The following is a 17,958-nucleotide window of genomic DNA, read 5'->3' on the forward strand; positions in this document are numbered from 1 at the left end:
GGCCGCCCCGCACGCCGGGGCGGCCGCCCGGCACCGACGGAAAGGAGGGGCAGGCATGACCACACCCGCAGGCGCCCCCGGCACAGGCCCGGACACCGGCACAGGCCCGGACACCGACACCGGAACCGGCACGGGCACCGGCAACGCGACCGACCGCGCCGCGGAACTCGCCAGGGTGCTGCTGTCCGAGGTCCGTGAGGAGCTCGTGAAAGCCGACACCAAGGCCGGACTCATGCTGGCGTCCCTGGGCGCGGTGCTGACCGCCCTGCTCGGCGCGATTGGCAGCGGCGTCATCGCCCCGCGCCAGTACCCGGTCGTCCCGCAGCTGCTCCTCTGGGTGGGCTGCGCCGCCTGCGCACCGGCACTCGTCCTGCTCGGTCTGGCAGTGACCCCACGGCTGGGAAACCCCCACCACTCCCGCACCCACTACTTCGGCGACGCGAGGCTGGCGATGTCGGCCGCACACCTGGAGCGGACGGTCCGCCGCACCGACCCCGTGACCCGGGACCTGTGTCAACTGGCGGCCCTGTCCCGGACCGCCTGGACCAAATACCGCTGCATACGCCACGCACTGGCCTGGAGCACGGTCTTCTTCGTGCTCACCCTGTTGGGCATAGTGACGGGAGCGTCGGCTTGACGGCGAGATCTGCCAAGGCGGGGTAACAGGTGACTGATCAGTCGGTATTCGTCCTGGGGAGCGCTCTGCAGGCCCTGGAGCCGGCCGCGTTCGAGACCGAGGCGGAGTCCAGGAGCTTCTCGCGCGCCATCCACGGGTCCTGGACTCCGGCTCGCTTGCCGACGGTCCCCCGTTGCGGCTGGTGCTGGTGGTGCGGAGGGGGCCGATGCCTGTCCCAGCGTTGCGCCCAACGAGGTGGACGTGGTCATCAGCGTGACGTTCGGCTGTCGTCGGGACGCCGGGCATCGTCGTCGTCCGGAGTGATGCCGGTGGCGGCGACCATGCGTCGGGCGATGTCGCGCCATGGTTCGTCGGTGGTGCCCTGCCCGTACGGGTAGACAGCAGGCCGACGGTGCCCCCTCAGGAATCACTCAAGGGCCCGACCCGTTAAGCGGATCAGGCCCCTGACCTGGTGTTTCAACTGTCGGGGTGGCGGGATTTGAACCCACGACCTCTTCGTCCCGAATGAGGTTCGGGCGGGATTGGTGCCGGGTCGTTTGGTGTTTTGCCTGGTCAGGGTGTTGGGGTGCGGTGGTCTGGGGTGGTCTGGAAGGGGCTTGGGGAGCGGGTTGGCTCCCAGATGGCTCCCAGCGGGGCCTTGGCCAACGGCCGCCGAGTCCAGCCGCCTGCCGTATTGGCTCACACGAAATCCTCGGCGCCGTGGCACTTGACCAGCGGGCTCAGATCACCGTTGAGGGCGCGTGCTTGCTCAGGTAGCTCTTGAAGGTCTTCCTGATCTCCGCCTGGAGATAGCCTGCCTGCGGTGAGTTGGGCACCACGTCCGGCTCGAAACCTCTCTTTCGGGCGTCGAGGTACCGCACGATGCTCGATGACCTTGTGTTGGAGACGAAGAGCTCGTTCTGGGTGCGAATATCGGCGCGCAGCCCCTCGAAGTTCCGCGCGAGGCCGATGCCGAGGTTGGAGATGTAGTACTTGCACTCGACGATGAGGACGCACTGACTGCCTCGTGGTGCGATGCCCTGCGCCCGACTCAGGGCGGCTTCCTCGGCCGGCAACACCAGCACGTCGCACTCGTGCAGGACGCCCGACGAGCCGGTCACGTACACGCCGAGATGGACCTCAAGGGCGGGAGCACCGTCGAACTCGATCAAGGCGTGGGTGAAGGGCTGGCTGTTGCTGTACAAATGACCGGGCCCCGTCCGGAAGACAAGGCTGCTGGCCTTCGCCCCGTAGACGTCTTCGTAGGTGACGGTGGCACCGTGCCGACTCGCAGTGGCGACAATTAGGGAGAAGACGAAGCCCTCGTAGACGTCGGACGGCTTCGAAGCGGAGTCGTACGACACTGCCCCCGCCGCCAGAAGGCTCTTGATCTCGTTGACCAGGTCATCGACCGTGCTCAACTGACGACCTCCCTCGTCACATCGGCCAGTAGTTGACTGACGCGTGTACGTCGCTCAGTCGGCATCCGATCGCCCCGGAACTCCGTTCGACTACGGCGCGATCGAGCGCCTTCGTCCGGCTCGAACACGACCGCCTCAGCGATGCTCCGGCTGCCGACATCGCCCTCGGGCTCGGTCCGGAGCGTCTTCAGCACCTCCAGTTCCATTTCAGGCAGTTCGACGAGTACTCGCCTCACCGCATCCAGGAGGAGCTGGACACGCTCTTCATCCGTCATGGCTCGCGTTGCGATGACCAGCGTTCCCCGCTTGCGCGATGCCTCGAACTCGACGAGACCAAGCACGCTGCGGTCCACGACCTCATATCGAAGCGCTGCTGCGGCCGGGCTCGCGCCAGGGGAGTCATCATCGCGGCGCTGTTGGCGTCGGCGGAGGATCTTCTCCTCAGGCACTCCCGCGGCGATTGCCGCGTCGACGTCGTCGAGCACCCAACTCAGGGCGGTATCTTGCAGTGCTTCGCGGAGCTGCTGCTCCACACGGCGCAGTTCGAACTGGTTCATGTCCCCCTCGTATCAGGAGTCTTCGTGTGAGGTAGCCAGCAAGTCTGCGGCTCCTCCCTTATATGGGCCAGTGCAAATGGCCCTGGGCTGGCCAAGGAACGCTGATGCCGACGCCGCGTCAGACGTTCACTGTCGGCGGCGCGGCGGCCTGCGTCCGCCGCGCCGGGCAGGTGTCCGGCGCGCAGCCGTGACCGACGCGCGCGGTGCCGTCGTCGAGGCGGAGGAGGACGGCGAGCAGACAGCCGTCGACGACCTCGAGTTCGAGCGCGTGGCGACGCAGGCTGGAAATCTGGGCGCTGCTGGTGCCGCGGCGGACGACGAGCGGTGAATGGTCGCCGGACGTCGCGAACGTGCGGGTCATCGGGGCCTGGCGCAGCCCCAGCCGCCAGGTCAGCCAGGTGTGCACGTTGACGCCGCTGCCGCGCAGGATGTCCCGGTTCACGGGGATCCGCACGCCGAGCACCTCGCCTTCGACGGCCATCGTGTCCGGCCGGACTGGTTCCTCCTCCTCCAGGGGGCGGGCACCGCGGGAGACGAGGTCGACGAGGCCGTCGGGGGTCTCACCGAGCTGGTCACTGAGCAGGCACTGCTTCAGGCGCCAGGGGGTGACCGGGTACAGCTCCGTCACTCTGGCGAAGAGTTGCGCCCGGGAGAGGGGGCCCGACTCGGTGACCACCGCGACCATCGCCTGTTCCGCAGTGGCGTACGTGGACGCCCGCAGGTGCGTCCACTCAGTCAGGGCCCAGGTGCCCTCGGGGCGGATCTGCCGGAACCGGTCGTCACGGCGCAGCGCCTCCCGCACGGCCGCGACGGTCGTCGCGGCCATCGGGTCGAGCAACTCGTCGGCCCGGCCCGGGCGCCCGGTCTCCAGCAGCCACAGGTACGCGGCGTCGCGCCCCCGTGCCTTGCGGCGGACCCAGTGCCCGTCGGGGCTCAGGGCGAGCCGCGACTCGGAGTGGCTCAGGAGCCGCGCCAGGGGGAGACCCGCAGGCAGTCCGGCCTCGGAAGCCGCCTGGCCGAGGTCGTCGCCGCGGAGGGGCGCGGCGTCAACGAGACGGCGCAGGGCGCTGTCCAGCGCGCCGGGGTTGGCAGTCCACCAGCCGCGCAGGGGCCCCGCCCACGTCCGCGGCGCGTCCAGCCCTGCCGCAGCCAGCAGCTCGTCCAGCGCCACGTGGTCGACGATCCCGAGCGCGGCGGCGAAGGCTTCTCGCGGGGCGGCCGGGCCCGCGCCCGCAGTGCGGGCCGTCTCCCGCCAACCGTCCTGGACGATGTCCGCCATCGCCGCGAGCTGCTTCCGCGCTCGGTTCTGGATCTGGCGCGCGCGCTCGCGGCTCAGCCCAAGTGCCGCCCCGACCTCGTCCAGCGTCCGGCCCTGGGAACGGCCCGCGACGACGGCCCGCTCACGCTCGTCGAAGACCTCCCACGCCCTGACCAGCCACTCGTCCCCCATAGTTCCCCCTACATCTCGTTGAAATAGACGACCTGCACGCCGAGGAACTCGGCCACGCGCCGGTGTTCCTCCTTCTTCTCGGGCGGTACGGGAGCGCGGAACGGATCGACGACGCAGATCGTCCAGGGCCAGGTCTCCCCGTTGGACCGGTCGAGGATGGCCGGCCACACGAGGTGCTTGAGATTCGCCGCCGTGCCGGCCACGAAGTACCGCTCCTCGTCCTCCGTGCCGACCTCGCGGATACTCGCGCGCATCGGCTTCTGCTGGGTGGTACCCGGGATGACCTCCCAGCCGGGGCCAAGGGTCGCCGCGACCATCTGCTCGAGCGTCGCGGCCGGCCGGGTCACGTACTTGGCGTACTTGCCCTCGCCGCGCCGTGCCCGCTCGTACTCCTTCATGGGACAGTCCTTCAACCACGGGCGGATATTGGCCCGTTGCCCCACGAAGTTGAGGAGGCGGCCGCCGATCTCCGGGTCCTCCGTCCACTCCCGGTACAGGCGGGTGCGGTCCGCGTCCTGGAGGTGCGGCCACTGTGCCTCGTCAGCCTGGGCGTAGATCCGCGTGACCACGGCCTTCTCGACGGAGGGCGGGATCCTGTAGTCGGTCACAGTATTCCTTTCGGCAGGGGGAATTGGAGGCGGACTTCGTCCGCCGCGGTCTCAAGGTCGGCGGCATCTTGGATCCACATGTCCATCAGGGAGCCGACCGTCTCGTCCTGAAACTCGATCCGGGAGACGTGCGGGAGCTCCAAGTGCTCGGTCTCCTCGGCCTCCAGCGTCCGGCGAAGGTTCAGCACCGCTGCGGCCCGACGGATGTCGGTCACGAAGTCGAGAACCTTCAGAGCCTTTTTGCCGGGGCTCAAACGCAGCCCTCGGCCGAGCTGTTGCACGAAGATCCGTCGGCTGTGGGTGACGCGCAGGAAGGCGATCAAGTTCACGTCGGGCACGTCGACGCCCTCGTTGAACACGTCAACGCAGGTGATCACCGGGACGCGGCCGAGACGGAACTGGTTAAGCAGGACGTCACGGTGACGCTTCGGCAAACCGCTGTGCAGGTGGGAGGCATTGGCCCACGCCGGATCCGAGACGGCGAGGAGATCCGCCATGTGCTCGGCGTGCTCGATTGTCTGGCAGAACACGATGGCGCGGGGCTCGGCGGTCTCCCGCCACGCCGCCCGCAGATGCTCGACGATCTCCTCATCCCGCTGGGGGAGAAACAGACGCCGGTTGAGGTCCTTGATCGAGTAGCCGTGACGACTGATGTCCTGGACGGCATCCCAGTCGACACCGTCCGCGTACAGCTTGTAGTCGACGGCCGACAGATAGCCCGCTGCCATGCCCTCGGCGATGCCCATCTTGAAGCTGGGGCGGCCGAAGCGGGCGGTGATGTCGAATTTATCGCCGCGCCAAGGGGTGGCGGTGACTCCGAATCGTCCCGCAGTCCCACACAGATCGAGGAGTTCCGCAAACCTGCCGGTCTCGGCCACGTGGTGGGTCTCGTCGATCATGACGAGGTCAGGTTCGTAGCCCGCGCGCACGGCGGATAGCGCCGACTCGACCGTCGCGACGACGACGCCGTCGAGGGCCCGGGGCTTGCTTTCTCCGGTAAGGAGGCGGGTGGGCACGCTCTTCGGGAGGTGCCGCCACAGCGCCTTTTCCAGCTGACCGACCAAGTCGCGCATGTGGGCGACGACCAGGACGCGCGCGTCCGGCCGCGACGCCAGCAGGTTCCCGACGACCTCGCCGCCGACGACCGTCTTTCCCAGCCCTGTCGCCAGGACCAGCAACGCCGTCCCCTCGGTGCCGAGGTCCCGCTCGATCGCGGCCACGGCCTGTTCCTGGTACGGCCGCAGGGAGTAGGGGGCGGGCACGCGATCGGGCATCCTCTGACCGATCGCGTCCAGGGTGGCTCCGTGCCACAGGGCGATGTCGACGCCGATCCCTGCCAGCGCCTGGCGCCGCGCCTCGGCTGACGCGGTGATGTCCGTGTTGGTCACCAGCACGGCCTTGTCAGCCCGGTAGTGGGTGCGCGCGCGTTCGAGGTCGTCGACGCCCGCATGGTCGGCCGTGCCGTGCGCCTTCCACTTGCTCTGAAACACCCACTGCTCCCGGGCACGGACCGCGAGCAGGTCGGCGCCGTGGTCGTGAGCGCCATCGATGACGCGGACGTCCTGAAACCCCAGGTGCCACAGGGTCCGCTCGAGCGCCTTGGTCAATCCCTCCGGGCCGCCGTCACGCAGTTCGGCGGCCGTCAGGAACACGGCGCTCATCCCTCGCCAGCCAGCTCGTCGCGCAGCAAGGCGATACTCAGGCGGGCCCGCCGCAGCTGCTGGGTGGTCGCCCCACCCGCGAACGTGCCGAGTGTCGCCACGTCCGCGAGGCAGCCCGTGACTCGGGCCAGGCTCAGCGCCTTCCCGGACGGCGACGACACCCCGGCGTACGGGCCACGGAAGACGGCGCCGTCCATAAACGACTCCGGCATCGCCTGGACGAGCCGGACCAGGGCCAGTGCGGGCATGTGGTGGACGAAACCGGAGTCCTGGCCGAGACGGCCGACGAGGCCGACCCGTCCGGCGGCGATCACCGCCTCCTCGGTCGCGTTCTCCTCCTCGTCGGAGAGATGACCGTAGGCCGTAGTGCAGCTGCCGCTCTCATCGAGGGCCTCGGCCACGCGCTCGCGGATCTCCGACAGGAGGTCGCGGGCCTCCGCGCCGACTGTCGTGCCGTCGAGCACGCTGTCCTGCAGGGACTCGGCGCGGATCGCGGCAACGAGCTGAGATGGGCTCCAGTCGGAGCGCGCCCGCACTTTCAGGACGGCGCCCAGTTCGACCAGGAGGAGGTCAGCGTAGTCCGCGCCGAACCGCCGGAAGGCATCGTGCTCGGGGTCGACGAGGGCGGTGAGTTCGTTGCCGGACCGCTGGTCGAGGAGGACCGGGACGGGCAGCCCGTTGTCGTCGAGGAGCCGCTCGCCCGGCTTCAGCAGCAGGGTCCGCACCTTCACGTAACCGAGCTCGGGATGCCCGAACGACCGGCTCAGGTAGGTGTGCGGCGACGCCGCGCTCTCGTACCGGGCCAGGCGCTCGCCACGGGTCTCCGTCTTCTCCTTGACCGCCACAGCAGCCGGGGCGGGCAGAGTGGTGACAGTCTTTTGCTCGGTCTCGGGCTTGGTGGCGCCGGAGGCGGGGATGTCGGCGGGCAGGCCGAGGGCGCCCAGGACAGCCTGCTCGTCGGGCTGCGCCGGCACACTGGCCGCCGTCTTGGCCTCCTTGCCTCGCTTCTTGATTTCCTCGTGCCGCAGGACCGCCTGCCACCAGTGTTCGTCGGTCTGGAACTCGGAGACACCTGCCTGGAACTTCCGGCCCCAGTCCCGGGTATCCGCGTGGATCGGCTTGTGGCCGTCGCCGGGGACGAGGCAGCGCAGGCCCGCGTCATTGCGGCGGAAGCCCTTGAACAGCAGGGCCAGCGGGCTCTCGTTCTCCGGGTAGCCGAGCTTGCGGGCGCGCTGGGGCTGGAGCGGAGCCAGGCCGCGCAGCAGCTCGACAGCGGTGAGCCAGCTGCGATCCCCGTACTCGAAGGCGTCTTTCTGGTAGGTGACGGGGACGTGGTCCAGGTGGATCTCACCGATGAGACGGCCGCCCTGGTGGGCGAGCTCGACCGGGTACTCGGGCTCCTCGTTCCCCGCGATCCCGTCAGGGTTGTTCCAGGTGAAGAGCTGCTTGTCCCAGCGCAGGATCTTCCGGCCGTTGCGCAGGAAGTCGATCCCGTACTCGGTCTTGTCGAGATAGCGCTGGACGCCGAGCCAGCCGTGGATCCGGCGCTCGCGCACGGTCAGATTGCCGCTGCCGCAGACCGAGCAAACCTCGCCCGAACCGATCTGCCACTCCCCGCAGTCCCGGCAGGCGATCCCATCCTGGAGCTTCTCGTCGATCGGGATGTAGGCGGGGATCCGCTCCTTGCCGTTGTAGAGCACATATCGGTCGTCGCCCCAGCGGCAGTGGCGGACCGGCTTGACGCGGGTCCCGCCCACGTAGAGCTCGAAAGGGTGCTCGGTGAGGATCCACGAGTACACGGAGCCCAGGATGTTGCGCAGCGAGGCGCCGTTGCGGCGCAGCCACTCGGCGCGCGTCCTGTGCAGGCGGTCGACGATGATCCTCGTTCCGTGCTGGGACGGGTCGGTCTTCGGCTCGGTGATGTCCTTCGCCTCGAAGTCGTCCTTGATCTGGTCGAGGTCGATCTCGACGCCGATCCACTCCGTGTCGCCCGCGCGGGTCGTCAGGACGCGGGTGCGCCTGCCGAGGCGGGCGGTCGAGATGTTGAAGCCCATGCCGAACAGGCCGAGCTTGTCGTGCATGTCGTTCCCGGACCAGCCGGCCCGCACTGCGCGCGCCAGCCGGTCGTACGACATGCCCCGCCCCGTGTCGCGGACCTCCAGGATCCCCTTCGGGGACGACGGAAGGGTCACGCTCACCGTGAAGCCGTCCGGCCACTCCGTCCCCGCGCGGATGATGTCGAGGAAGTCATCGAAAGGGTTGTCGACGAGTTCGGCGACGCACTGCCACTCATCGAAGTCGATCTCGCCCAGCATGCTCAGCACGCGGGCGGAAGGGGTGATCTTCACTCCGGCGGAACCCTCCTGGCGGATCGGGACGCTGTCACGGTGGCCGCGGCATGCGTAGGCACGGCGAAGCCGCCCGACTCTCATGAGCCGAGCTTTCGATCTCGAGAGTAGGGGGTGCCACTGACAATCCGGCCGTAGTTTGCGGACCCCGGCGAATCGTGGGGCTACGGGGACGGGGAAGAAGGCGTCAAACCCGTGTGAACGGGATAATCCGGTCCCGGATGGTGTGGCAGAGCTGGCGGCTGTAGCGGCCGCGGCCTTCTCGCGCACCAGGTCCGCGACGCGTTCCACAGCGACATCAGGGTCCTCGCGCTCCCAGAGCCGCACGACTTCTCAGCGCTGTCAGCGAGGATCCGATCCATCTCGACGTCCCGGATCAGGGTGCGGCGATCTTGACCTGCCAGAAGTCGCTTGGTCGTCGCCGGCCAGCAACGGTCGCTCGCCTCACTGGCCCCGTGCCCACGTCTCGGCGGACTCCGTAGCCAGATGTCGTGCCCGCGTCGACTCACACCACACGGCTAAACAACTGCCTCACCATCGCTGCACCCCTTTGCGTCCGGCCCTCTCCCTCTCCATACATGAAAGACTGGGGTGATGATTCAAAGCCCATCCGAAGTCACCGTCGGCGCCGACGGCACGGTTGCCCTGCCCATGAGCATCTTGGCCGAGGCTGGGATTAACCCGGGTGAGACATTGCTGGCTTACAGTGACGGGGATGGCAGAATCGTCCTTCGCCGTTTGGATGACGCTGTCAGTGACCTGATGAGTGGGCGTCTGCTGTAGCGACGAGGTGCGCTGAGCCACGCTTTCGCCGGACGGCGTTCTCGATTTGAGCTGCTGCTCGGGCCGGGTCGTCGTGCTCCCATACGCGGATGACTGTCCATCCGGCCGCCGCCAGCGTCTCGTTGGTCTCAGCGTCCCTTGCCTTGTTGCTGTTGATCTTCTCCCGCCAGAAGTCCGCGTTCTTCACGGCGGGCCGGTAGTGGTCCGGGCAGCCATGCCAGAAGCAGCCGTCCATGAACACCGCGATGCGGGCGCCTGGGAAGACGAGGTCGGCCCTGCGCCGGACATCAGCGATTGGCCGGATGTCGACCCGGTAACGCATGCCGCGGCGATAGAGCAGGCTGCGGAGTAGTAGTTCCGGCTTGGTGTCCTTGCCGCGGTTGCCACGCATCGAGGCCCGCACGTCGAGCGACGACGCGGTTGACTCGGGAGGCAGCTGTTCTTCTGCTAGGAGCCCCTTCGCCCGCGCTTGCCGCCATGCCTCAGCTAGATTCTCTTTGCGTGAATCGGACTCGACCTCGCAGACGTACCTCTCCTCGGTCTTGCCGTCCTTTGACCAGCGTAGATAGGCGCGAATGCGCCGTGTGCTCCGGTACAAGCGGAGGGTGATCGAGGCGCGTGCGAGGCGCCCGTCGCCCAGGTCGACATTGCGCCGATTGCGACCGCCGGCGGCGCGGTCCTGTTCGATTGCTGGCGCGGCTGCGCCAGCTCGACGCTTGTACGCACGCTCCGGGGGCAGCCTGTCCTTCCAGTGCCCTCCGACCCCTGTCTGCGGCATGAATCTAGTGTCCCGCTGCGGCCAGGGCGTCGGCGACGGCCTTCGCGAAGAACTCGCCAAGGACGACCGGAACCGCGTTGCCCAGTTGCCGCATCTGTTCGCCGCGGGGGCCTGAGCCGTGCCACTCGTCTGGGAACGTCATCACTCGAGCCGTCTCGCGCACGGTCATGTAGCGGTGCAAGTATTTCCAGCCATCCGGCGACGAGGTGTCGGGGATGCGGTCGTCGAGCAGCATCACGGACTCGCCGCCCGGCACGCCGTGAACGCCGGCCTTGACCGTCTTCGCGGGACGGTCTAGTTCGTTTGGTGTGTGACCCTTATAGATTCGGGCCCCAGGCCATCCAATGTGACCTACGACATCGATCTCTCGGCCGAAGTCGGGCTTCTCGTGGAGGCGATCCAGGTCGACAGGTGGCAGCGCCGGAAGTTCCACGTCTGTGCCGTAGCCCTGGATGGCGTCACGCAATGTGCGCCACGGTTGGCAGTCATCCTCCTTGATCACCTTGGGGAGGCGTGCGCGCACTCGGTCGCGAACATGGTCCTCCACGTCTGGGTGGCGCTTCCAGTAGGGGCCGTCTTCGTCGCGCATGGACCGGAATAGAGCCGCCTCAGAGAACCTTTCCGTCTTGACGTACTTCTCGAAGGCATCGACATCCACGCCGAGGTCTGCCCGGAAGGCCACGATCATGACCCGGTTACGTACCTGTGGGACGCCGTACTTGGCGGCGTTGACCGGCACCACCACGACCTTGTAGTGATCCGGGTCACTGTCCTCATCGGATAGTTGGTCGAGGATGCGCGTTAGGTGGGCGTTGTGGTCCTGCCACTTGACCTCATCCACGCGCTTCTCAAACGGAAGGCACAGTTCGTTCTGGATGTATTGGAAGTACTCGGCGAACGACGGCCGCAGGAGCCCGCGGACGTTTTCGCAGATAACCGCCTTCGGTCGCATCTCCCGCACGGCCTTGAACATGGCGGGGAACATATTGCGCTTGTCCTCATCGCCCTTGGCGACCCCGCCAGCACTGAACGGCTGGCATGGAGGGCCTCCGGCGAGGACGTCGACCTCGCCCTGGAAGGCGCTCAGGTCTAGGTCGCGCACGTCTCCCGGGTAGAGGGGGGCGGGCTGCCCCGGCTGCGGCGGCTTGGGGTTCTTGTCCTCGGTGAGTTCCAAGCCGTCGACGCCGAGGGTCTTCCGCGCGCTCGCGATGAGCGTCTCGCAGGCTCGGTTGTTGAACTCGTTGAACAGGAGTGGGCGGAAGCCCGCTTGGTGGACCGCCATGGCAAGGCCGCCTCCACCCGCGAACAGTTCGACGCTGGTCCGAGGCTTCTTCGGTTCTTCAGGCAGGTCAACCATGGGGAAACCATACCGCGGAGTTAGTGATCACGGCGGCTTTTCACTCGAACGAGTCGCTCGTAAGTGACCAAGACCATAGGGTTCTCAGTGATCAACGCGGCAGAAGGGGCTCAAGAGCATGACGCAGGCGGCCAGGTCGGACGGCCGTGGCACCTATCACGATGACTTCCGACTGAGCATCACCAAGGCCCTTGGCGATCAACTGGCCAAGGCGTTGAAGCACCTCGGTCGGGCCCCGCTCGCCGATCAGTACCTCGCCAGTCTCGATGAGCGGCCCGGCGTATACCAGCTCTACCTGCACGGTGAGTTCGTCTACGTAGGCAAGGCTGACAAGTCCCTGCCCGGTCGACTGGCTAACCACCTACGGAAGCTCTCGGGTCGGCGTAACGTCGACCTCCGCGACGTCACCTTCTCCTGCCTGTACGTCGATGAGGACTTCTCCGCCCTGGCGCCCGAGCAGTTGCTCATAAGCCACCACAAGGAAATGGGCAACATACCGTGGAACAACAACGGGTTCGGCAATAAGGACCCGGGGCGCCAGCGTGACAGCACGGTCCTGAAGAAGAACCACTTCGACGTTCTATATCCGATTGACCTGGATCGTCCCGTCGAGGGTTTGGAACCTGGGCAGATCGCGTTGAGTTCCTTCCTTAAGGCGCTCAAGAACGGGCTGCCTTACAACTTCCGGTACCTCGAACCGCCGCGCTCCAAGGCGACCTTCTTGACAGTGCCGCAGACTGGCCTCTCCGCTGACCAGGCGTTCCGTATGGTCTCCGCGACGCTTCCAGAGAAGTGGCAGATCACTGCCCTCATGGGGTACGTGATCATGTACTCGGACTCCCCGAACGAGTACAAGAGTGCCTGGCGGTACTACCGGTCTGGCGAGGTGGTCGAGAGCGAGCCCGAGGCGTCGCTCGAGGAGATCACCCAGGATGATCTTTTTGACGCCGATGAGTGACCGGAAACCGCAGTAGCCTACATAGGCCCTCCCCCGGTAGACATCTCCCAGGGTGGGTCGATCAAGGATCAGGAAGCCATGCCCGCCGAGTACACCCCCGCGAGGTTCGACCCTCTGTCGACCGAGCAGATCGCGATCACCATCTGTGAGACCTTCGAGCGGCAACCTCTGGTCTCCATGACGCACGAGATCCCGAGGTTCGAGGGCTCCGGGCTCTACGCCCTGTACTACCGCGGTTCGAGCGTAGACCTGTACCTCCCGCTTGCCGGCCTTCAAATCCCCGTCTACGCGGGGCAGGCGCTTTCCAGTAACAGCGCTACCGGGGAGAGGGTTCGGGAGCGGTACCCCCTCCATAGCAGGCTCAAGCAACACCGTCTGTCGATCATGGAGGGTGGGCTGCCGATCGCCGAGTTCCGGTTCCGGGCTCTCCTGTTGCCTGACGTGCACGCCGATCTGGGAGAGAACGCGCTGCGCGTTGGATACACGCCGGTCTGGAACAGCAAGCTCAAGGGCTTCGGTAGCAAAGAGCAGGGGGCGACGACCCGCCAGAGCAAAAAGAGTAAGTGGGACACGGTGCATGACGGACGTCGGCGTACTCACGGTGGCATCGTCCACGACGTTTACAAGCTGGTCGTGGAGGTCGAGGCCCACATCGCGCAGCAGGTGAGCGACTACGACGAACTGCCGTGGCCGCACCCCGCCACCGAGACATGCCTGGACCTTGCGTGAACTCGACGGCCGCCGGGTGTCACCGAGCTGGATGAGCCAGGATGACCGGCGCCTGCACCTCACGCGGGCAGGCCGTTCGCTGCCCGAAGGCCAGGGTTGCTCATAGCGCTGTCGCTCTCGCATTAGGGTGCGGGATGTGCAGCGCCTCCTGGTTCTCTTCGACCTCGACAACACACTCGTGGACCGGCGAGGCACGCTCGCCGACTGGGCGGCTGAGTTCACCGCCCGCCACGACCTGGGGGATGAGGAGAGGGAGTATGTCCTGAGCAGGGTGGCTGAGCGAGCATATCCATCCACCTTTGACGCGATCCGCATCCGGTACCGGCTACCCATGTCAGCTGCGGAGTTGTGGCGAGCGTACTGCGCCGACATCGCGGCCATGGTGTCGTGCCCCGCCGAGACTCTCGACGGCTTGGACGAACTGCGTGCGGTCGGCTGGCGGGTCGGGGTGGCGACCAACGGTGCGTCGGACATCCAGCGCGCCAAGCTGCGGGCAACTGGTGTTGCCGAACGTGTAGACGGCGTCTTCGTCTCCGAGGAGGCTGACGCCCGCAAACCGCAGCGCCAGCACTTCGCCCTGGCTGCGGCCCGCTGCGGCGCTGTCCTGGGCGACGGCGGCTGGATGGTCGGCGACAACCCAGTCAACGACATCGACGGCGGACGCTCCGCGGGTCTGCGCACCATCTGGGTCAGCAACGGCCGCTCCTGGCCGCTGGACGACCCCGGGCCCGACCACACAGTGCCGGACGCACGCGCCGCCATCGACCACCTGCTTCTACACCCCGTAAACCGCGTAGGGACCAGGGCATGACGTACACCATTGGACTGCTGCACCCCGGCAGCATGGGATGTGCCTTCGGCGCCCAGCTGCGCGCCGGAGGCCATACGGTCCTGTGGTGTCCCGATGGGCGCAGCAACGCAACCCGCCACCGGGCCGAGCAGGCGGGCGTCGAACCCGCGACGTTGCCCGAGCTCGTCTCCCGCTCCGATGTGCTGCTCACCCTCTGCCCGCCGGCCGCTGCGGAGGACGTTGCCGCCCAGGTGGCCCAGCAGGGCATGCTCGACACGAGCAGGATCTATGTCGAAGCGAACGCCGTCGCGCCGCCGCGCGTCCAGCGCATCGCCGACCGCCTAGCCCCCATGCCGGTCATCGATGCCGCAGTGGTCGGATCGCCTCCAGTGGGCGGAAAGACTCCCACGCTCTACCTCTCCGGCCCTAGTAAGCAGGCCGACCGGATCGTCGAGCTCTTCGCGAGAACCGATGTGCGGACCCACGTGCTGGGCGACAGCATCGGCCAAGCGTCGGCGCTCAAGCTCGCGTACTCCAGTTACCAGAAGGTCTCCCGCGTCCTCGCCGCTGTGGCGTACGGAGCAGCCGAATCGTACGGAGTAGCGGACGAGCTGCTGGTGATCGCGGCCAAGCGCACCCGAAGCTACCTTCTGGAAACCGACTACATCCCCAAGACTGCAGCCCGCGCCTGGCGTTGGGGCCCGGAGCTTGAGGACGCAGCGGCTCTGCTCGCAGACGCCGGCCTGCCGGATTCCCTGCTGCACGCCGCTGCCTCAACGCTTGCCCGGTGGGATGGCAAGAGGGACGAGCGGCTTGATGTCGCCGAGGCACTGGAGGCCCTGCGCGTTGAGAGGGACCTGGACGGGCCGAGTTGAGCAGATCGCATCCGCTGAGTCGCTGGCGTCCTGGCTGTCAGGCTCGATGCGACGTGGCGCGGACGATGTCGTCGATCCTCTTCGCTGCCTCAAGGGGAGCCGTCGTATCCGTGTCCACGCGCAGCTCCCACTGAGCCTGCGGATGAGCCGCAAGATCGGACTCGGTGACGTCCCACGCGGCCAGCCGAGCCGCCGTGTCGGTGTCGCCCCGTTGTGGCGAGCGTCGGGCGGTGGTCTCTCTGGAGCACCACAGCAGAACGCGTACCCAGTTTGCCGGGAAGCGGGTGGTCACCTGCTCCATCCCCACCATCTGCCCCAGGTGGACGATGGGGATCCTTTCCCCCTCCATGACCTGGTCGAGGCCGGGGCGGTCGACGACGTAGATGTTGCCGTACCGCTCGTTGCGGTAGATGACGTCGCCACGTGCCTCCAGGTCGGCCAGTTGCCCCGGTGTGCCCATTCGGTAGCCTTTGGTCTTCCCTGTCCCGATCTTCAGGCGGCTGAACGGCACGTATCGCGCATCGAGTTCACGGAGTACGTCTGTGATCGTGTCCTTGCCTGCTGCCGGCGGTCCGTACAGCAGAATGCCCTGCCTCATTGGAACACCGTCCCGAAGACCTGGCGCACCTGGTCCGTGAGCGAGATCGCGGCTCCGAGCCGGTTGTCGACAACCAAGTGCGGTACGACGGGTCGCAGTTCGAGATCTATACCCGCGGCGTAGGTGTCCCAGTTCTGGAGTTTCCAGCTGTCCCGGGCTGCGGATCGGAAGCTGATGTATTCGTGCATCGTCTCGATGTCGCACTGGATCCAGACGACAACGACGGTGACCCCGCGTGCTTCGCAGCGGTTGATCAGGCGGCGCATCCACCGGGCATCTGTGGCTTCGGCGATGAACGGGGCGGAGAGTACGGTGCTGATCGCGCAGTCGATGTTCGCGTACGCGGTCTCCAGCAGGCACTGGTACTCCAGCGGGCGGACCTTCTCCCGGTAGAGGTCGGTGTGCCGGTCATTCGGGTCGCTGCCCATCTCCACTAGGAGTCGCTCGACGAGGGGGCGCGTGATCGGGTCCTTGTCGAGGACGGGCCAGCCGGTGAGCTGGGATATGAAGCGGGCGAATTCCGATTTCCCGCTGCCAGCGTAGCCGCCGACCATCATCAGAGTCGGCTTGTTCGGGTCGCCGCCGGTGTGGCGGCGCTTCCAGGCGTCGAGGATTCGCTGCTGTACGCCCTGTCCGTCGGTGTCCTCGGTACCGGGGGCGAGTTGGAGCAAGGCGCGCTCCACTGCCAGCACGTGGGCGCCGTTGTGCGGTTCGCTCGACGCGGTGAACTTGAGCTTCCGGGCCTCGTCGGGTAGGGCATTGCGAAAGCCGAGCTCAGGCTCGGTCGCGCGGTACAGCAGGCAGTAGGCGCGGCGATAGTGCGGTCCGGGATAGACCTCACCCTGCTCGTGCTGCCACAGCGTCTGGAAGTTGGCGGCCGGGACCGTGAGGCCGGCTGCCCGGGCCACCTCGCGCAGCTGTTCACCCGCGCCTTCGAGCGTCAGGCCGTGGGCTTCGCGTTGCTGCCTCAGCTTGTCCGGGCGCCACCCCGGGCGACTCTTCCCCACCGCTCCTACCGCCTGCCCATCCCTGGTCATGATCCGGAGCCTAAGTCTGCCTGTCATGAACCCGTGTGTAAGCGGATGTTGAAAAGTCAGACCAACCGGCCATGAGCTGCTGATGAGCAGCTTCGGCAACAGCTTGTGATACTCCGCACAGCTCCGAGCCGCTGTCATGGTCACACCGACGCGGTCACCGCAGAGTCCGCCTCGGTCTCCAGTGTCCGTACGAGGTCGGAAGGGGCTCCGCGGTGGCTGTCGATGTCGCTGTCCTGCTGCTCCTCGGCATCGTGATCGTCTTCTTGTGCCGAGGAGGTGGGCTCAAGGCGGGTCACGCCTTGGTGTGTGCGGTCTTCGGCCTCTACCTCGCTGGGACCCGCAACGTCGGCCCGTTCGTGAAGGACGTCACGGCTTCGGTCGCGAACCTGCTGTCGGGGCTGAGGCTGTGAGCGCGCCGGCGGATTCGCACTCGTCCGACCGTTGGAATGACTCCCCTGACAGGAGGCGACCTGTGCCCGTGGGCGACGTGACGTTACGGACGGCCGAGCTCCGGTACGGCCCCTTCGGCTGTGCGACCGTCAAGCCGTACTCCAGGACGCAGCGGGCAGCCGACGGCGGTTCTCTGCTGAAGGTCTACGTGGGGATCGACCCCGAGGGCCGGCGGCGCCGGGAAGCAGACACGGTCCGGCGTGCGGCTCACTCGGGTCTGTCCGTATCAGAAGTCCTGGCCACGGGCAGGTGCGACGCTGAGTCGTGGTCGGTGTTCCGTGTGCTGCCAGGGGTGCCATGCAGCGTCCGTTCGGGCGAGGCGGTCGAGGAGTACATCGGTCACGTCCTTGATCTGACGGAGAGGCTTCACCGGCCTACGCCCGGGCTCACACCAGGTTCGGGGTGGACCGGTGAAGGTGGATGCCCTGTGCTCCAGGACCACTTCCTGCTCAACCAGCTCTCTCCGCGCTGCCGACCACGACCGTGGTGGGAGGACTTGGCAGCGTCACTCCAGCCTCTTCAATCGCATCCCGTCGTCTACCTTCACGGTGATCTCAAGCCTGAGCACCTGTTGGTCGATGGCCATCGGCTGAGCGTCGTCGACTGGGAGGCCAGTGCCCGCGGGCCCGCCGTCGTCGACTACGCCGACGTGGTGTTCCACCTCGTGCGTGACCTGCTGTACGCGGGCGTGAAGCCCGGCCGTGTCCCGATCGATCTCATGATCCGCCTGCCGTTCTGCGGCCCTGTTCTGGCCTGGCGCCTGCTGCTCTGGCTTGATCGCCGTCGCCCTGAGGACATCGACCTCATCTCGGCCCGCGATGTCCACCGGCTTGCCGCTGAGGACCATGCCCCAGCCGCGTACGCGTCGCTGGCTCGGGCTGTCTCGGCCGTGCGTGCCGCCGGTGTCCCGCGCTGACTCCTCGCTCACTGCTCGACCAGGCG

The 17,958-nt window shown here is 67.1% G+C and carries 18 protein-coding genes; 8 read left to right on the forward strand and 10 right to left on the reverse strand.

What is annotated here, in order from left to right; all coding sequences use genetic code 11:
- The first annotated feature begins 55 nt into the window (after positions 1 to 55).
- The gene (locus tag AC07F0_RS05955) at positions 56 to 637 is read left to right on the forward strand and encodes a Pycsar system effector family protein (RefSeq protein WP_478974753.1); all 582 of its coding nucleotides are present in this window, start codon (positions 56 to 58) and stop codon (positions 635 to 637) included.
- Between the two features lie 719 nt (positions 638 to 1,356).
- Here AC07F0_RS05955 and AC07F0_RS05960 read toward each other — a convergent pair.
- The 6 genes from AC07F0_RS05960 to AC07F0_RS05985 all read right to left on the reverse strand — a co-directional run bounded on the left by AC07F0_RS05960 (position 1,357) and on the right by AC07F0_RS05985 (position 8,661).
- The gene (locus AC07F0_RS05960) at positions 1,357 to 2,037 is read right to left on the reverse strand and encodes a hypothetical protein (protein ID WP_359204731.1); all 681 of its coding nucleotides are present in this window, start codon (positions 2,035 to 2,037) and stop codon (positions 1,357 to 1,359) included.
- Positions 2,034 to 2,594, reverse strand: a complete 561-nt coding sequence (locus tag AC07F0_RS05965; RefSeq protein ID WP_478974756.1) for a hypothetical protein — start codon at positions 2,592 to 2,594, stop codon at positions 2,034 to 2,036. The genes AC07F0_RS05960 and AC07F0_RS05965 overlap by 4 nt, the downstream gene beginning before the upstream one ends.
- A gap of 118 nt (positions 2,595 to 2,712) precedes the next feature.
- Complete coding sequence (locus tag AC07F0_RS05970) at positions 2,713 to 4,044, reverse strand: sigma factor-like helix-turn-helix DNA-binding protein (protein WP_478974759.1); 1,332 nt, start codon at positions 4,042 to 4,044, stop codon at positions 2,713 to 2,715.
- An 8-nt stretch (positions 4,045 to 4,052) separates the two neighbouring features.
- On the reverse strand, positions 4,053 to 4,652 hold the full coding sequence (locus tag AC07F0_RS05975; RefSeq protein ID WP_478974762.1) for a hypothetical protein: 600 nt from the start codon (positions 4,650 to 4,652) through the stop codon (positions 4,053 to 4,055).
- Positions 4,649 to 6,313: a DEAD/DEAH box helicase family protein gene (locus AC07F0_RS05980; RefSeq protein ID WP_478974765.1), complete on the reverse strand. Its 1,665-nt coding sequence runs from the start codon at positions 6,311 to 6,313 to the stop codon at positions 4,649 to 4,651. Before AC07F0_RS05980 ends, AC07F0_RS05975 begins: the two co-directional genes overlap by 4 nt.
- A complete protein-coding gene (locus AC07F0_RS05985) occupies positions 6,310 to 8,661 on the reverse strand; it encodes an ATP-binding protein (RefSeq protein ID WP_478974768.1) in 2,352 nt (783 codons plus the stop codon). Before AC07F0_RS05985 ends, AC07F0_RS05980 begins: the two co-directional genes overlap by 4 nt.
- A gap of 594 nt (positions 8,662 to 9,255) precedes the next feature.
- Here AC07F0_RS05985 and AC07F0_RS05990 point away from each other — a divergent pair.
- The gene (locus AC07F0_RS05990) at positions 9,256 to 9,444 is read left to right on the forward strand and encodes an AbrB/MazE/SpoVT family DNA-binding domain-containing protein (protein WP_478974771.1); all 189 of its coding nucleotides are present in this window, start codon (positions 9,256 to 9,258) and stop codon (positions 9,442 to 9,444) included.
- Here AC07F0_RS05990 and AC07F0_RS05995 read toward each other — a convergent pair.
- Together AC07F0_RS05995 and AC07F0_RS06000 are read right to left on the reverse strand one after the other, a co-directional pair.
- Positions 9,413 to 10,222: a very short patch repair endonuclease gene (locus AC07F0_RS05995; RefSeq protein ID WP_478974774.1), complete on the reverse strand. Its 810-nt coding sequence runs from the start codon at positions 10,220 to 10,222 to the stop codon at positions 9,413 to 9,415. The two genes, AC07F0_RS05990 and AC07F0_RS05995, sit on opposite strands and share 32 nt — an antisense overlap.
- 4 nt (positions 10,223 to 10,226) lie before the next feature.
- The gene (locus AC07F0_RS06000) at positions 10,227 to 11,579 is read right to left on the reverse strand and encodes a DNA cytosine methyltransferase (protein WP_461080208.1); all 1,353 of its coding nucleotides are present in this window, start codon (positions 11,577 to 11,579) and stop codon (positions 10,227 to 10,229) included.
- 118 nt (positions 11,580 to 11,697) lie between these two features.
- Here AC07F0_RS06000 and AC07F0_RS06005 point away from each other — a divergent pair, with 118 nt between their 5' ends.
- The 4 genes from AC07F0_RS06005 to AC07F0_RS06020 all read left to right on the forward strand — a co-directional run bounded on the left by AC07F0_RS06005 (position 11,698) and on the right by AC07F0_RS06020 (position 14,931).
- On the forward strand, positions 11,698 to 12,537 hold the full coding sequence (locus AC07F0_RS06005) for an Eco29kI family restriction endonuclease (protein ID WP_478974777.1): 840 nt from the start codon (positions 11,698 to 11,700) through the stop codon (positions 12,535 to 12,537).
- Positions 12,538 to 12,615: 78 nt separating this feature from the next.
- Positions 12,616 to 13,266, forward strand: a complete 651-nt coding sequence (locus tag AC07F0_RS06010) for an Eco29kI family restriction endonuclease (protein ID WP_478974780.1) — start codon at positions 12,616 to 12,618, stop codon at positions 13,264 to 13,266.
- Positions 13,267 to 13,402: 136 nt separating this feature from the next.
- Entirely contained in the window at positions 13,403 to 14,077 is a 675-nt protein-coding gene (locus tag AC07F0_RS06015) for an HAD family hydrolase (RefSeq protein ID WP_478974783.1), read from the forward strand.
- On the forward strand, positions 14,074 to 14,931 hold the full coding sequence (locus tag AC07F0_RS06020; protein WP_478974786.1) for an NAD(P)-dependent oxidoreductase: 858 nt from the start codon (positions 14,074 to 14,076) through the stop codon (positions 14,929 to 14,931). Before AC07F0_RS06015 ends, AC07F0_RS06020 begins: the two co-directional genes overlap by 4 nt.
- Positions 14,932 to 14,968: 37 nt before the next feature.
- On the opposite strand, the gene AC07F0_RS06025 is transcribed toward AC07F0_RS06020, so the two are convergent.
- Complete coding sequence (locus AC07F0_RS06025) at positions 14,969 to 15,529, reverse strand: P-loop NTPase family protein (protein WP_478974789.1); 561 nt, start codon at positions 15,527 to 15,529, stop codon at positions 14,969 to 14,971.
- On the reverse strand, positions 15,526 to 16,566 hold the full coding sequence (locus tag AC07F0_RS06030; RefSeq protein ID WP_356617301.1) for an AAA family ATPase: 1,041 nt from the start codon (positions 16,564 to 16,566) through the stop codon (positions 15,526 to 15,528). The genes AC07F0_RS06025 and AC07F0_RS06030 overlap by 4 nt, the downstream gene beginning before the upstream one ends.
- Positions 16,567 to 16,778: 212 nt before the next feature.
- On the opposite strand from AC07F0_RS06030, the gene AC07F0_RS06035 reads away from it, so the two are divergent.
- Together AC07F0_RS06035 and AC07F0_RS06040 are read left to right on the forward strand one after the other, a co-directional pair.
- A complete protein-coding gene (locus AC07F0_RS06035; RefSeq protein ID WP_260824699.1) occupies positions 16,779 to 16,976 on the forward strand; it encodes a hypothetical protein in 198 nt (65 codons plus the stop codon).
- 188 nt (positions 16,977 to 17,164) lie between these two features.
- Positions 17,165 to 17,932, forward strand: coding sequence for a phosphotransferase (locus AC07F0_RS06040; protein ID WP_478974998.1), 768 nt, complete (start codon positions 17,165 to 17,167; stop codon positions 17,930 to 17,932).
- Positions 17,933 to 17,958 lie beyond the last annotated feature (26 nt).

The sequence above is a fragment of the Streptomyces sp. NPDC045955 genome, assembly GCF_056430805.1.